The 13,061-nt window shown below is 64.8% G+C and carries 11 protein-coding genes; 8 read left to right on the top strand and 3 right to left on the bottom strand.

Translation table 11 applies throughout. From position 1 onward, the window contains the following. Window positions 1–5: 5 nt before the first annotated feature. From ASE13_RS15800 to ASE13_RS15830, 7 genes are all read left to right on the top strand, one after another. Entirely contained in the window at window positions 6–806 is an 801-nt protein-coding gene (locus ASE13_RS15800) for a FadR/GntR family transcriptional regulator (RefSeq protein WP_056618186.1), read from the top strand. A gap of 253 nt (window positions 807–1,059) precedes the next feature. Further along, complete coding sequence (locus tag ASE13_RS15805; protein ID WP_082596925.1) at window positions 1,060–4,020, top strand: TonB-dependent receptor; 2,961 nt, start codon at window positions 1,060–1,062, stop codon at window positions 4,018–4,020. A 108-nt stretch (window positions 4,021–4,128) separates the two neighbouring features. Continuing rightward, the gene (locus tag ASE13_RS15810) at window positions 4,129–5,277 is read left to right on the top strand and encodes a glycoside hydrolase family 105 protein (RefSeq protein ID WP_056618192.1); all 1,149 of its coding nucleotides are present in this window, start codon (window positions 4,129–4,131) and stop codon (window positions 5,275–5,277) included. A gap of 17 nt (window positions 5,278–5,294) precedes the next feature. Continuing rightward, window positions 5,295–6,131, top strand: a complete 837-nt coding sequence (gene kduI, locus ASE13_RS15815) for a 5-dehydro-4-deoxy-D-glucuronate isomerase (protein WP_056618970.1) — start codon at window positions 5,295–5,297, stop codon at window positions 6,129–6,131. 579 nt (window positions 6,132–6,710) lie between these two features. Then, window positions 6,711–7,409 (top strand): DUF1080 domain-containing protein, encoded by a 699-nt coding sequence (locus tag ASE13_RS15820; RefSeq protein WP_162254706.1) that lies wholly within the window; start codon window positions 6,711–6,713, stop codon window positions 7,407–7,409. Then, window positions 7,406–9,112: a GMC family oxidoreductase gene (locus tag ASE13_RS15825; protein WP_056618195.1), complete on the top strand. Its 1,707-nt coding sequence runs from the start codon at window positions 7,406–7,408 to the stop codon at window positions 9,110–9,112. Before ASE13_RS15820 ends, ASE13_RS15825 begins: the two co-directional genes overlap by 4 nt. Beyond that, entirely contained in the window at window positions 9,109–9,804 is a 696-nt protein-coding gene (locus tag ASE13_RS15830) for a gluconate 2-dehydrogenase subunit 3 family protein (protein ID WP_056618197.1), read from the top strand. Before ASE13_RS15825 ends, ASE13_RS15830 begins: the two co-directional genes overlap by 4 nt. Before the next feature lie 86 nt (window positions 9,805–9,890). Here the strand turns inward: ASE13_RS15830 and rnhA are convergent, their stop codons facing one another. Genes rnhA through ispH form a run of 3 tightly spaced genes read right to left on the bottom strand, consistent with a single transcriptional unit; the run spans window position 9,891 to window position 12,255 of the window. Further along, window positions 9,891–10,349 carry a ribonuclease HI gene (rnhA, locus tag ASE13_RS15835; protein WP_056618198.1) on the bottom strand — a complete coding sequence of 153 codons (459 nt, stop codon included), beginning with the start codon at window positions 10,347–10,349 and terminating at the stop codon, window positions 9,891–9,893. Further along, window positions 10,346–11,302 carry a homoserine kinase gene (gene thrB, locus ASE13_RS15840; RefSeq protein ID WP_056618201.1) on the bottom strand — a complete coding sequence of 319 codons (957 nt, stop codon included), beginning with the start codon at window positions 11,300–11,302 and terminating at the stop codon, window positions 10,346–10,348. Before thrB ends, rnhA begins: the two co-directional genes overlap by 4 nt. After that, window positions 11,302–12,255, bottom strand: a complete 954-nt coding sequence (gene ispH / locus ASE13_RS15845; protein ID WP_056618207.1) for a 4-hydroxy-3-methylbut-2-enyl diphosphate reductase — start codon at window positions 12,253–12,255, stop codon at window positions 11,302–11,304. The genes thrB and ispH overlap by 1 nt, the downstream gene beginning before the upstream one ends. 146 nt (window positions 12,256–12,401) lie before the next feature. Here ispH and ASE13_RS15850 point away from each other — a divergent pair, with 146 nt between their 5' ends. Next, window positions 12,402–13,010, top strand: coding sequence for a hypothetical protein (locus ASE13_RS15850; RefSeq protein ID WP_082596976.1), 609 nt, complete (start codon window positions 12,402–12,404; stop codon window positions 13,008–13,010). The last annotated feature ends 51 nt before the right edge of the window (window positions 13,011–13,061 follow it).

Below are 13,061 nucleotides of genomic sequence, written 5' to 3' on the forward strand. Positions count from 1 at the left end.
TTAGTATGACAAGTCAAGTTGAGAGCAGGCAGAAGGCAGCTGGCGACTCGACTGAGGAGGGCGGCAGGACCGGCTCGCTGACCGATGAGTTGTTCGCGAAGCTCGAGGCCCGCATCCGTTCGGGCGAGCTGAAGGCGGGCACGCGACTGCCGCCGCAAAAGGAGATCGCGCTTTCGGAGAATGTCAGCCGCACCGTGGTAAGGGAGGCCGTGGCCCGGCTTTCCGCTCACGGGCTGACGGTTTCACGCCAGGGGGCGGGGGTCTTTGTCGCGGAATCGGCGGAGTATCGCGCTTTCCAGATCACACGCGACGAACTTCACGAACTCGCGGACGTGATCAAGCTGCTCGAGATGCGTCTGGCGGTCGAGACGGAGATGGCCGGTCTTGCGGCGGCTCGTCGTACAACTGCCGATATCGGGGCGATCCGCGAAGCGCTCGAGCGCATGATAGAAGTGGGCGACGACCCGTTGGCGTCCGCGGAGGCCGACAGTGCTTTCCATCTCGCGATCGCGCATGCGACCCAGAATGAATATTATGTCCGCTTCGTCGAGTTCCTCGGGCTGCGCCTCGTGCCGTCGCGAAGTCTTTACCTCGGCGACAAGCCGGAGGAGGTCCACCAATCCTATGCGGCCAAGGTCCTCGCCGAACATGAGGCGATCGTCGATGCGATCGTCCGGATGGATTCGGCCCGGGCCCGCGAGGCAGCGCGCCAGCACATGCACGAAAGCCTCACGCGCCACTCGACGCTAAGTGCAGCTCTGCGGATGAAGGGGGCTTCGCAAGGCGAGGCGACGCATTCAGACTGAGCGACTGCCAAGGTGGCCGCCCGTTGCGGATGCATCAGCGTGTCTCTTGAGTGTTGTCATACCATTCTCTTGCTGGCGTCGTCGGCTAATGCATCCGGCAAGCTGCCAAGAAATGCCCGAATTCCCTCTAAAGCCGGCATTCATGTCACGTGCTCGATGGCGGGTAATCGTCTGCTGATTGACGCCGGCTCGGCAACTTGTCATATAACTCTCGGCACGCACGGCTGACCGTGAACGTGGTGGGAGAGGTAAAATGGGGAAGAACATTCTTACGTGCGCCGTCTCGGCTGGCGCTCTCATCGTGATGCTCGCCGGCGCGCCAGCCTTTGCGCAGGCCGCGGATCCGGCCCCCGCGACGCCGCAGGACGCACCCGCGCCCGAAGCGCAGGACGAAGCGGGCGCCGCAGATGATATCGTCGTCACCGGCTTCCGCGGCAGCCTCAACAAGGCCGTCGAGCTGAAGCGCGAATCGATCAGCTTCCGCGATTCGATCGTCGCCGAGGATATCGGCAAGTTTCCCGAAGCGAACGTGGCCGACTCGCTCCAGCGTATTCCGGGCGTCATCCTGTCGCGCGACGGGGCCTCGAACGAAGGCCAGCGGATCAGCATCCGCGGCCTCGGCTCCGATTTTACCGTCACGACGATAAACGGCGCGCCCGTCCGCACGACTTCGGCGCAGAACGTCGGCAGTTCGAGCCGCGACTTCAACTATGACGTGTTCCCGTCCGAACTGTTCGGCCGGGTGGACGTGTACAAGTCGCCGCTCGCCAATCTCGAGGAAGGCGGCATCGGCGGCGTTATCGACCTGCAGACGCCGCGTCCTTTCGACAACAACGAGCGGGTGATCCGCTACACGGCGCAGGCCAATTACAACACCCAGTCCAAGGAATGGCGTCCGCGCGGCTCGCTGCTGCTGAGCGATACGTGGGGCAATTTCGGCGCGTTGTTCGGCGTGGCCTATGCCAAGAACGTCAATCAGCGTTCTGGCTTCCAGTCGACCGGCGGCGGCACCAGCGGCTACAATTCGTCTGCGCTCGGTAGCCGTCCCTATCATGTGCCGCCGGGAACGACGCTGCCCGCGAATACCAGCGGCCCGTTTAATTTCGAGCTCAACCTCGACAGCCCGCTGGCCAATCTGGGCGGTCTCACGCGCTCGCAGGTGGAAAACGGCTATCTTCCGCGCTTCTATCGCATCTACGCTTCCAACACCGAACGCGAGCGCCTCGGCTTCGTCGGGTCGCTTCAGTACAAGAGCGACCGTTTCGAAGCGAGCATCGACGGCATCTTCTCCGAGCTGACCGATCAGACCGACGAGTTCACCTTCGGCGTACCCGTGCGCAACTCGCGGACGGTTGCGGGCACCACCAGTGCCCCCGGCACGGGAACCAATTCCGGCCTGATCCCGCTCGACGTGCACCTCGATGAATACAACAATCTGTACGGCACGTTCGGGAACTCGAGCATCCTCACCGAGAGCTTCTACCGCGACACGAAGACCAAGTTCAAATACGGCATCGTCCGGGCGTCCTATGCCGTTACCGATACGATGAAGCTCTCGGCGCAGGCGAATTTGAGCGAAAGCAAGGCGGTCTATTCCGAGAACCGGATCGTCTCGAACATCTACGGCATCACGACGACCTTCGATCCGACCGGAAACGTTACCTACCCGACGATCAGCTCGCCCGTCGACTTCACCAATACGGCGAACTACCGGTCACCCTCACTCGGCTTCGCGATCAACGACGAGCTCGACAAGGAAAAGACTGCCCGGGCAGTCCTGGACTGGACCCCGATCGATAGCGGAGACCAGCTGCTTTCGCTCAAGCTGGGCGGCAGCTACGTGTCGACCACCAAGCGGGTCCAGCGGCAGGACGGCAGCAGCATCGCCTCGACGCGCGCAATTCCGCAAGGCGGCACCTTCGCGACCAATCCGACGGGTGTCTTCGCGAACATGGATCCCTTCGTCCAGTTCGGTGAATTGGCCAATGGCGGCAACTCGGGATATCCGTCGCAATTCGCGACCTTCTCACGCGATTTCGTGATGAATGTCCTCGACGCAAACGGCGCCAACCGGGCGGCGATTCCCGCTCTCAACCAGGCCTTCTCCGCCGAGGAGATCGTCAAGTCCGCCTTCTTCGAGACCAGCTTCAAGTTTCCGATCGCTGGTCATCCGCTGCGCGTCAACTGGGGCGTTCGCTTTTCGGATACCCGAACGCTCATCGACAATTATCAGACGGGCCCCGGCGGCGTCGGATTCGTTCCCGCAAAGCGCGAGGGCGGCTATCAGAACTTCCTCCCGTCTGCGAACCTGACGTTCGATATCACGCCGAAGTTCGTGTTGCGGGCATCCGCGGGCCAGACGATCACGCGCGGCTCACTGGCCACCATCGCGGCGGGCACCCGGGTGCCGAACATATTCAACCCCGCCGTCACTGTCGGCAACCCGGACCTGCGGCCCCAGCTCGCGAGCACCTACGATGCCGCGCTCGAATGGTACTTCGCTCCCGGCGGACTGCTCAGCGCCGGCGTGTTCCAGAAGAATATCGTCGATCGTCCTTTCTCGGTGGTGGAACGTGTCCCGTTCGGCACGTTGGGCATACCCTCGAACCTTTTCAATTGCGCTTCGCTGGGCGCTGGAGCTTGTCCGCCCGCTCTCGGCGGAAGCACCATCGATCCCAACTTCCTGTTCGATCGTACGATCACGGTGAACCAAAGCGAGCTGAAGCTTAAGGGTCTTGAGCTGGCCTATCAGCAGAACTTCACGTTCCTGCCGAAGCCCTTCGACGGCCTGGGCATCACCAGCAGCTTCACGCTGATCGATCAGCAGGGTGACGACTTCGTTCTGAGGAATGGCGATCGCATCTCGATGCAGGGCGTTCCTGACTATGCGTACAGCGTGACGGCGTTCTACGAGAAGGGCCCGCTTTCGATCCGCGGCTCGTATAATTACCGTGCGAAGACCGGCCAGAACTCGCAGAATACAGGCAACGACCAGGTTCCCTATCTCGCTCCGCAGGGGTTCCTCGATGGGACGATCAGCTACAAGCTCAATGATCTCTTCGAGTTGCGCATCGACGCGCTGAACATCACGAACGAGAATGTCTACTTCTACTACGAAAACCCGACCCAGCCGGACGGCAACGGCCAGAGCCGTCGCGATAATTCGTACTTCAATGGAACGACGATCTCGTTCGGCATTCGCGGCAGGTTCTAGGCTCCCCCTTAGGAGCGCCGGGCTCACGTCCGGCGCTCCTGCTTTTCCCAGGAGCAGCTGGCAGATGCCCAAAATCCATGCCGCGCCGGGCGATCTCGAGGAAATCGAATGAAACGGTCCGCACTCGCCGCAGCATTGCTGCTGGCAATCCCCTCGCCGACGTTCGCCCAGCCAGTGCCAGCCGCGACGCAGGCATCGGCGCTCGATGCCGCGGTTCGTCTCGCGGACTGGCAGCTCGGCCGCATGGGCGGTTCGGGCGTATCGCGCGTGACATCCGAGACCCGCAAGCCCCGGGCCTGGGAGCAGGCGGTATTCTGGGTCGGGATGACCGCGCTGGCCGATGCCGGCGCGCCGCCGCGGATCCGTCAGGCGATCCTCGACATGGGGCGTGCGAATGCGTGGACCCCGGGGGAGAAACCCTATTTCGCGGACGACCATGCGATCACGCAATCCTATCTATGGTCGGCCCGAAATGGCGCCGGGCCAGCCGCGCGGCTCCCGACCAAACGGGTCTTCGATCAGGTTGTGGGCAAGCCGGCCGCGGTATCGCTGGCATTCTACGTCCCGCCCGAGGGCTATGGCGCGGCCGAATGCCTGACGCGCTGGTGCTGGTGCGATGCGCTGTTCATGGCGCCGGCGGCGTTCATCGAACTTTCGCGCCAGACCGGTGACCGGCGCTATGCCGACTTCGCACTGCGTGAATTCTGGGCGACGACCGCTTTCCTCTACGACCCCGCGGAGCGTCTCTACTATCGGGACAGCCGCTTCTTCGAGCGCCGCGACGCCAAAGGCCGCAAGGAGTTCTGGAGTCGTGGGAATGGCTGGGTGTTCGGAGGAATGGCGCGGATCATTCCCCTGCTCCCCAAGGGATCCCCGGATCGCCGCCGGATGGAGGCGCTGTTCAGGGACATGGCGGAGCGCATCAAGGCGCTGCAGAAGCCGGACGGCTATTGGGCCCCCTCGCTGCTGGCGCCCGAAGGCTCGCCGCCCGAGACGAGCGGGACGGCGTTCTACACGTATGGTCTCGCCTGGGGTATCAACGCGGGCCTCTTGCCCAGCCGCGAATACGAACCGGTGGTGCGCCGCGGCTGGTCGGCGCTCGGCCGTGCCATCCAGCCGGATGGCAGGCTCGGCTTCGTCCAGCAGGTGAGCGACCGTCCCGAGAAGGTCGAGGCCACCGACACGCAATATTACGGCGTCGGTGCCTTCCTCCTCGCGGCTACCCAGATGGCCGCGCTCGACAAGCGCAGTCGGTGACGGTCGGGGGATCGACCTTGTTTCAGAAGACCTATTACGCGGCCCACCCGGAGATGATGGCAGGCGCCTCGAACGGGGACCTGCGTGACCGGCATCTCGTTACGGGCCTCTTCCGACCCGGCGAGATCGTGCTGACCTATTCGCATGGCGAGCGCTTCGTGATCGGGGGCGCCGTTCCCGCAGGGCAGGTTCTTCGGCTCCCGGATCATACCGAACCCCAAAGCGCCGCCGGGCACCCGTTGCTGGAGCGCCGCGAACTGGGAATTGTGAACATCGGCAAGGGGGGCGGCACCGTATGTGTCGACGGCGAATCCGTTCAGCTCGCGAAATACGAGGCGTTGTACGTGCCGATGGGTTCGCGCGAGGTCACCTTCTCGGGAGACGGCGCGCGCTTCTACCTGCTCTCCGTGCCGGCACACGCGGCCTTTCCTCTTCGCAAGATCACCGCGGCCGATGTCGAGCCGCTTCAGCGCGGCAGCCTCGAGACTTCGAATGCGAGGACCATCTATCAATTGCTCCTGCCGCACACCTGCCAGAGCGCATCGCTCTGTATGGGTCTAACGCGCCTCGATCCCGGTAGCGTCTGGAACACCATGCCGCCGCACGTCCATGAGCGGCGCTCGGAGATCTACCTCTATTTCGACCTCGAAGATGATAATCGCATCTTCCATTATATGGGCCCGCCCGACGGTCTCCGGCACATCGTGATGGGGAATGAAGAAGCCGTCATCTCGCCGCCCTGGTCTGTCCATATGGGCGCGGGAACCAGCAACTACGCCTTCATCTGGGCGATGGCGGGCGAGAATCTCGACTATAACGACATGGACATCGTGGACATCTGCCAGTTGTCATGACGGCACGACGTCAAGGCGTTGCTTCTTTCCCTCTCCCCTTGTGGGAGAGGGAGGGAGCCGACGAAGTCGGCGGAAGGAGCATCAGGTAAACAGCGCCCCGCGCTGTTTAGCCCATGCCGGGGGCATGGGCGGCCTGATGCTGGGGAGTGAGACTCACCCCCTCATCCTTCCCACTCGCTGCGCGAGCGGGCCCATTCCTTCTCCCACAAGGGGAGAAGGAGCTTTGTCCGCATCCCACCAAGAGAGGACGTCCGCCAGAAACGGCGCGGGTGCGTCCTCCGGTCGTCCGGCAGGTTTGAACGTGTTCCTAGTTTCGGCCCTGACGGTTAGGGATCGAATTCAAGAGGAACGGCATCCCAGAGCGGAAAATGAAAACAACTTCGTTTATTATTGCGAAGCGACGGTCTTAGTGAGAGTTTCGGCGCACGGTGCGGGCGGTTTCGTTTCACCGGAACACAAATCTGATGGACCGCGACGAAGCGGCCGTTGAGAATGCGATCGCTCGCGTGGAGACGATCGAGCGAAGGGAGAGACCTGATGGGTAGATTGTCGATTGCGGGCCTTTGCCTTTTGGCACTGATGACCACGCCGGCCCTGGCCGGCCAGAAAGCAACAGCACCCAACACGCTCACGGCCAGCGAACGCGCCGAAGGCTGGCAGCTGCTGTTCAACGGCCAGGATCTTAGCGGTTGGCGCTCATTTGGCGGCGGCGCGGCATCGCCCAACTGGGCGGTGCGCGACGGAGCGCTCGTTCTGACGTCGAAAACCGGCGAGATGAGCGGAGGCGACCTCGTCACCGCCGACAGCTACGGCGCCTTCGAACTGACGCTCGACTGGAAGGTCGAGCGCGGCGGCAACAGCGGCGTGTTCTACCTCGCCCGCAACGCGCCCGGGACAAGGAACATCTACGAGACCGGAATCGAGATGCAGGTCCTCGACAATGCCGGCCATCCCGACGGGAAGATCCCGTCCCACCGCGCCGGTTCGCTCTACGATATCACGGTGCCGCCGCTGAGCGCGGCACACCCCGCCGGGACCTGGAATCATGCGCGGCTACGTGTCGAGCAAGGCCGCATTCGCCAATGGCTGAACGGCACGCTGACCGCCGACGTGCCCTTCGGGAATGACGCTTGGCGCAAGCGTGTGGCGGCGTCGAAGTTCGCCTCGATGCCGCTGTTCGGCACGTTTCCGAGCGGGGTGATCGGCCTCCAGGATCATGGCGAGCCGGTCGCGTTTCGCAACATCAAGATCCGCAGGCTCGGAGCGAGCGCCCGATGACGGCGGCGGCGTTGGATCCGGCGGCAGCCACCGCAGATGTCATCATCGTCGGCTCGGGTGCTGCGGGGGGCATGGCGGCCTATAGCCTGACCAAGGCGGGCCTGCGCTGCCTGATGCTCGAGGCAGGTCGCGACTATGACCCCCAAGCCGAGGTCAACATGATGGCGCCCGAGAGCGACGCTCCCCTGCGTGGGGCGGCCACGCCTGACAAGCCGTTCGGCTATTTCGACGCGACCGTGGGGGGCGGTTGGGAGGTTGACGGCGAGCCCTACACCATGCGCGAGGGCACGGACTTTCGCTGGTACCGCTCGCGGATGTTGGGCGGGCGAACCAATCATTGGGGCCGGCACGTGCCGCGATGGGGCCCGTACGACTTCAAGCCCTTCTCGCGGGATGGGCTGGGAGTGGATTGGCCGATCGGCTATGACGATATCGCGCCGTTCTACGACCGTGTCGAACGGATGATCGGAGTCAATGGCGGGCGGATCGAGCTCGAGAACCACCCCGATTCGGCGCCGGGCTGCCTGATGCCGCCGCCCAAGCCTCGCGTCCCGGAAATGCTCCTCAAGGCGACGTGCGAAAGCATGGGGATTCCGGTGCGGACCGCGCACACGGCGGTGATCACGCGCGACATGCCCGACAAGGTCGCGCCGCGCAGTGCCTGCTTCAACGCGACGCCGTGCACCCGCGGCTGCACGATCGGCGCGATGTTTCAGACCACGACGTCGTTCCTGCCGATGGCGAAGGCCACCGGCGAGCTGACGATCGTCACCGATGCGATGGTCTCGAAGGTGACGATGGCGAGCGCGGGTCGCGCCGCAGGGGTCGAATATGTCGATCGCAAGACTGGCGCCCGCCACCAGGTTCAAGCGCGGGCAGTAATCCTGGCGGCGGGAACCTGCGAGACGACGCGGCTGCTGCTCAATTCCGGCGACAAGCCCGCCGGCCTCGCCAACGCCTCTGGCCAGCTCGGCCGCAATCTCACCGATTCGACCGGCGCGTCGTTTCGAGCTTTCGTGCCCGCGCTTGCTGGGCGGCCGCGCTACAATGAGGACGGCATCGGCGGGCAGCACATCTATATTCCGTTCTGGCTGTACCAGGAACAGAAGCGTGGCGAGCTGGACTTTGCGCGCGGCTATCATTTCGAGATCGGCGGCCGGTTCGGCATCCCGCCCGCTGCGGCTCTGCCGCGTGTTTGGGGAGCGGGGTTGAAGAAAGCAGTCCGTACCGCCTCGGGCGCAACGATCGCGATGGTGCTGCGCGGCGAAATGATCCCCAACAAGGACACGTTCTGCGAGATCGATCCGGGCGTGAAGGACCGGTTCGGCATTCCGGTACTGCGCTTCGCCTTTCGTTGGTCGCAGCACGAGCTGAACCAGGTCGCGCACGGGCAGCGAACCGCACGCGCCGTGTTCAAGCGGATGAACGCCACGCCCCTCGATCCCGAACTGCCACCTGAAAAGCTCATCACCGCCGGCGGCGAGATCATCCACGAACTGGGCACCGCGAGGATGGGCGCCGATCCACGTTCCTCGGTAGTCGACAGCTATGGCCAGACCTGGGATGTCGGCAATCTGGTGCTGATGGACGGCGCGATCTTCGCCTCGGGCGCGCACAAGAACCCGACGCTCACCATTCTCGCGCTGGCGTTGCGTGCATCCGAGCGCCTCGCCGCTCGCTTCAAGTCAGGAGCAATCGCATGACACCGTCGCGCCGCGAGACGCTGCAGTGGATGATGACCGCCGCGGCGCTATCGCTCGCCCGCTGGACGCCGCCCGCGATGGCGGCAGGGCAGGGCACTCCGCCGCCGTTTGTCGTCGCCGACTGGCCTGCCACACTGCCCCCGCCGCCGTCCGCGCAGGGCTATGGCCGCGATCCGGATCTCATGGCGCCCAAGGTGCCGTGGCCGCTGACGCTGAGCGAGGCGCAGCGCGCGACGGTCGATCTGCTGGGCGACTTGATCCTGCCTGCCGACGAGCAGTCCCCGGGAGCCGGCAAGCTCGGCGTCGGGGCGTTCGTGGACGAGTGGATCAGCGCGCCTTATCCGACCCAGCGGAAGGATCGGGAACAGGTGCTCGGCGGGCTGATCTGGCTCGACGCGCAGAGCCGGGCACTGCACAAGACTGCGTTCGATGCGATCACCCCGGCCCAGCGCGCCGGACTGCTCGATGCGCTGACAGTCACCGCGCCCGCCGCCGGGATGGCGAGGCCGGTCGCGTTCATGGACACGCTACGCCATCTTTTCGTGCTCGGATTCTACAGCCTGCCCGAAGGCAAGGCGGACATGGGCTTTATCGGCGACCAGCCGACGCCAGGCGACTATCCCGGTCCGAGCCCCGAGGCGCTGGCGCACTTCAAAAACATACTCGCTGGACTAGATTTGCCGGTCTCGTAATTCTCGACGCCTGGCGAAGGTGCCTTGGCTTTGGTGGCGCCAATATGGTCGGGAATCGTCCAAGTTGTGGTCTAAAACCGGACAACTTATGGTGTGGTTCCCACCCGCTGGGCCAGGGCGGCGTCGCTGGCGAGCTTGTCGGCGCGCTCGTTATCGGGGTGGCCGGCATGGCCCTTGACCCACACCCATTCGACGCGGTGCGGCTTCGATGCCGCGAGCAGTTCCTGCCAGAGTTCGGCATTCTTGACGGGCTTCTTGTCCGACGTCCGCCAGCCGTTCTTGAGCCAGCCGTGGATCCATTTGGTGAGGCCGTCCATCACGTAACGGCTGTCGGTCGACAGCGTGACGCGGCATGGGCGCTTGAGTGCCTTCAGCCCCTGGATCGCGGCCATCAGCTCCATGCGGTTGTTAGTGGTGTGGGGCTCGCCGCCCGACATTTCCTTCTCGACGCCGCCCATGCGCAGCACCACGCCCCAGCCGCCGCGCCCGGGATTGCCCTTGCACGCGCCGTCGGTGGCGATCTCGACATGCTGAAGCTCGGTCACGCGAAGACCGCCGCTCCATTTTCGGCGTAGAAATCGAGCCGGTGCAGATAAGCGAGCGGATCCTTGCGGGTGACGAGCGCGTCGGCGGGCGTGTTGAGCCAGTCCCACATGCGGGTCAGGAAGAAGCGGATCGCAGCACCTTCGGCCAGCACGGGCAGCGCCGCGCGCTCCTCGGGAAGCAATTCGAAATTCGACGCATAGCCTTCGACCAACCCCGCGCCGACCGCAGCGTCGTATCGCGCGCCGGCGGCATCGAATGCCCACGCACCGTGCATCACAGCCAGATCGTACGCGCGCACTTCGGTGCAGGCGAAATAGAAGTCGATCAGCCCGGTGACACGATCGCCGAGCATCAGCACATTGTCGGGGAACAGATCGGCATGGATCGCGGCGCGCGGCAGGTCGCGCGGCCAGCTTGTCAACAATTTGTCCAGAGCCTTGTCCACATGATCGTAGAGGCCAGGCCGGATCGCGTCCATTTCGCGGCCGCACCGCTCGAACAGCGGCCGCCAGTCGTCGGGGCCGAGCGAATTGGGGCGTTCGAGGGTGAAATCGCGCAACGCCTCGTGCATCCGGCCCATCGCGGCGCCGGCGGCGTGCGCCTGTTTCGGCGTGGGGTGCGAGACCGACACGCCCGACAGGAACTGGATCAGGCAGGCAGGGCGGCCCTCGATCTCGTGGATCGTCCGGCCTTCGAGATCGGGCACGGCCGGTGGGACCGGCAGGCCGCGATCGGCGAGGTGATCGAGCAAGGCGAGGAAGAAGGGCAGGTCGTCGGCCGAGACGCGCTTTTCGTACAGCGTCAGGATGAAGCGGCTCTTGGTCGTGTCGACGAGATAGTTCGAATTCTCGACACCCTCGGCAATGCCCTTGGCCGAAACCAGTTCGCCCATGTCGAAGCGCGCGAGAAAGTCCGCCAGTGCCTCGGCGGAGACTTGCGTATAGACGGCCATCAGGCGGCTTCGAGGCCGCGGGGCAGCTTGAAGGCGATGTTCTCGGCGACCGTCTCGACTTCGCGCTCGGACACCTCGAAACGCGTTCCGATCCGCTCGACGACCTCGCGCACCAGCAATTCGGGCGCCGAGGCGCCGGCGGTGATGCCGACCTTGCGCACGCCCTCGAACCAGGCGAAATCGATATCGTCGGCGCGCTGGATCAGCGTCGAACGCGTGCCGTTGCGCACCGCCACTTCGACGAGCCGCATCGAATTGGACGATTTGGGCGATCCGATCACCAGCACCATGTCGACTTGCTCGGCGAGCGCCTTGACCGCGCTCTGGCGGTTCGACGTCGCATAGCAGATGTCGTCGGCGCCGGGCGCGAGGATCGCGGGGAAGCGCCGTTTGAGCACTGCGAGCACTGCCGCCGTGTCATCGACGGAGAGCGTCGTCTGGGTGAGGAAAGCGAGGTTCTCGGGATCGCCGACAACCACCGCTTCGGCATCCGCGACGGTCTCGACCAACGTCATCGAGCCTTCGGGCACCTGGCCGAAGGTGCCGATCACCTCCGGATGCCCGGCATGGCCGATGAACAATATGTGCCGTCCCGACGCGACCAGCCGTTCGGCCTGGCGGTGGACCTTGGAAACCAGCGGGCAGGTGGCGTCGAGATAGGAGAGGCCACGCTCGGCGGCCTTGGCCGGGACCGCCTTGGGCACGCCGTGCGCCGAGAACACCACCGGCACGCCGTCGGGTACCTGGTCGAGCTCCTCGACGAAGATCGCGCCCTTCGCCTTTAGGCTGTCGACGACATATTTGTTGTGGACGATCTCGTGGCGCACATAGACCGGCGCGCCATATTTCTCGATCGCCAGCTCGACGATGCGGATCGCGCGGTCGACGCCCGCGCAGAAGCCGCGCGGCGCGGCGATGAGCAGTTCGAGCGGCGGTTTGGCGGTCGCGTCCATGGCGAAGCGGGCTCTACGCGATTGCTTGCGCGGGCGAAAGGCGGTTCCTATGGTGCCGCCGTTTCCGGGCCTCGCTTGTGCGCGGCCCGTTGTTCCGTCTGAAAGGTGTATCGCCCGTGTCGCTCGCCAAGCTCGCCGTTCCCATCATGATCCTGCTGGCCGCCGGCGGCTGCTCCCGCACCGGCGAGATTACCGAGGGCGGCATCTCCGCAGTCCGCTCGGCCTGCCCGCATGTCGGGATTCCCGCCGGCACCGGCGACGTCACCTTGTTCAACCCGGCGACCAGCCGCGAGGCGACGGCGATCGACGTGACCGCGGTGCTCACCAACCTCCAGTCGACCTGCGACGAGACCGGGCCGCAGATCCAGGCCAATCTGACCTTCGACATACTCGCCCGCCGCAACCAGCCCGGGCCGGCGCGCGACGTGACCTTGCCCTATTTCATCACCGTGGTGCGCGGCGGGACCTCGGTCACCGCCAAGCGGGTAGGCCAAGTGACCGTGCGCTTCGCCGACGGGCAGATTCGCGCACAGACCACGGGTCAGGCTACGGCCAGCATCGATCGCGCGGCGGCGACGCTGCCCGAGGAGGTGCGCAAGCGGCTGACCGAAAAGCGCAAGGCGGGCGATCAGGCCGCGGCGATGGACCCGCTGGCCGATCCGGCGATCCGCTCGGCAGTGCTCTCGTCCACTTTCGAGGCGCTGGTCGGCTTCCAGCTCACCGAGGATCAGCTGAAGTACAACGTCACGCGCTGACCTGTTTCCCCTCCCTCCAAGGGAGGGGTTAGGGGGTGGGTAAGAAAAGGC

The organism is Sphingomonas sp. Root241 (assembly GCF_001428865.1).
Classification (GTDB): Bacteria; Pseudomonadota; Alphaproteobacteria; order Sphingomonadales; family Sphingomonadaceae; genus Sphingomonas.

Excerpts from the sequence above, each read along its gene's own strand:
- ASE13_RS15850 (WP_082596976.1), top strand. The coding sequence starts at position 12,402 with ATGATCCTGCTGGCCGCCGGCGGCTGCTCCCGCACCGGCGAGATTACC.
- ASE13_RS15825 (WP_056618195.1), top strand. The coding sequence starts at position 7,406 with ATGACGGCGGCGGCGTTGGATCCGGCGGCAGCCACCGCAGATGTCATC.
- ASE13_RS15830 (WP_056618197.1), top strand. The coding sequence starts at position 9,109 with ATGACACCGTCGCGCCGCGAGACGCTGCAGTGGATGATGACCGCCGCG.
- ispH (WP_056618207.1), bottom strand. The coding sequence starts at position 12,255 with ATGGACGCGACCGCCAAACCGCCGCTCGAACTGCTCATCGCCGCGCCG.
- ASE13_RS15800 (WP_056618186.1), top strand. The coding sequence starts at position 6 with ATGACAAGTCAAGTTGAGAGCAGGCAGAAGGCAGCTGGCGACTCGACT.
- ASE13_RS15820 (WP_162254706.1), top strand. The coding sequence starts at position 6,711 with ATGACCACGCCGGCCCTGGCCGGCCAGAAAGCAACAGCACCCAACACG.
- thrB (WP_056618201.1), bottom strand. The coding sequence starts at position 11,302 with ATGGCCGTCTATACGCAAGTCTCCGCCGAGGCACTGGCGGACTTTCTC.
- ASE13_RS15805 (WP_082596925.1), top strand. The coding sequence starts at position 1,060 with ATGGGGAAGAACATTCTTACGTGCGCCGTCTCGGCTGGCGCTCTCATC.
- ASE13_RS15810 (WP_056618192.1), top strand. The coding sequence starts at position 4,129 with ATGAAACGGTCCGCACTCGCCGCAGCATTGCTGCTGGCAATCCCCTCG.